The organism is Perlabentimonas gracilis (assembly GCF_011174675.1).
GTDB classification, from domain to species: Bacteria; Bacteroidota; Bacteroidia; order Bacteroidales; family Tenuifilaceae; genus Perlabentimonas; species Perlabentimonas gracilis.
The window spans coordinates 1-1,390 of record NZ_JAANIG010000097.1 but is presented as its reverse complement, the minus strand read 5'-3'; the positions used below and the strand labels follow the sequence as shown (position 1 = coordinate 1,390).

1 protein-coding gene is annotated in these 1,390 nt (G+C 45.4%); it reads right to left on the bottom strand.

Features of this window, described 5'->3' with window-relative positions; genetic code table 11:
- Positions 1–75: 75 nt before the first annotated feature.
- The gene (locus G8O23_RS17235; protein WP_166367161.1) at positions 76–1,311 is read right to left on the bottom strand and encodes an IS4 family transposase; all 1,236 of its coding nucleotides are present in this window, start codon (positions 1,309–1,311) and stop codon (positions 76–78) included.
- Positions 1,312–1,390 lie beyond the last annotated feature (79 nt).

Here is a 1,390-nt window from a genome sequence, read left to right as displayed (position 1 = left end):
CACTAGCATCCGAAACTTTTCGAAAATAAGCAAAAAAAACCTATAAGCCCCACTGAATACGCCTAAAAATTCGAGCTATCCAGAAAATAAGTTCTTCTCAAAAATCAGTTCCCGTTGCTTTTTACTGGTTACTTTTCTCACTCCCTCTCGAACCTCATTGCATACGTAGTGCAGTGATAGGTAGTGGTATAGGCAGAATCGTATTTTTTCCGATAGATTTGAGAATGCGGTAGGCATTTTGGCTACAGTGCGCTTAATTAGCTCCAGCAGTAAGTAGCAGATTAAGGCAACGTACAGCTGTGACTTGACAGCGTTCTCGCTGGTGCCCCAAAAAGTCTTCACCTGCAAGTTCTGCTTTATCGCCTTGAAGAACAGCTCAATATCCCATCGCTTTTTGTAGAGCTCGGCAATGGTGTTGTACTCCCAGTCCAGCTGATTGGTAATTACCGCGATCACCTTGTTTTCATCCTCCTTGTATACATGCACCAGCCGTAGCTTATGCTCTGAAATGCCAGTTTCCACGGCCTTGTTAGAGGTTAAGCGTATAATCTCGTCCTTTAGGATATGCTGGTCGGTACCCTCAGGGAGCTCCAGCTCTTCGAGCGTTTCGTACGTGGTGTTGCTCTTTATTCTGGTAACAAATACGTTCTCCGCTGTAATCCTATTGAGCATTAGGGCAAAGTCGAAATAGGCTCTGTCCTCAACAACTATGGTGTCCTTGGGAAAAACCAGCTGCTCAAGCCCGTAGCGGTCATGGACCTTGGCCTCGCTGATGTTGACTACCTCGGGAATCATCAGCATGTCGTCCCAAGCAGCATGCAGCTTAACCCCGCCCTTTGCTGTCCGAAACTTTGCCCAGTCAAACATGGCCAGGCATAGCGATATGACAGTGCTGTCTATAAGCTTCACGCTTTTGTTTTTAATCTCCTTGATGATATGCGCGTTGTGATGCTTTTTCAGAACCGTCTTGTAGTGGCTCAGCAGGCGGTAATACATACTCTCAAACACCTGCCAGTTGCGCTTTTTGTTGCCATCGCTCATGGTGGAACGGGCAGGGCTCTGCTTGAGATTTAGATCCTCTATGAATACTTCGCTCACACCAATCCCAGCCGATATGTCGTTTAGGCTCTGACACTTATTGAGCTGTCCGAAAGTTAAGGCAACAAGCTGGTCGTATGTCTTGTACTTACTGCATCCTTTGTCCGTTTGGTAGGTACTGGTGCAGCTATCGAGTAGCCAGCGGGGAACTAAATCTATAATTTGTCGAATAAGTGGCTTTTTGTTATTTTTGTTTCGCCTGAAGAGTCCCATAATTTTAAAGTTTTTTGTCGAACTCAAAAATAGGGGATTCTGAGGGCATTTTTAAATTTCGTACTTTCGGATGCTAGTG

Coding starts and splice junctions, on each gene's coding strand:
- G8O23_RS17235 (WP_166367161.1), bottom strand. CDS start 1,311: ATGGGACTCTTCAGGCGAAACAAAAATAACAAAAAGCCACTTATTCGA.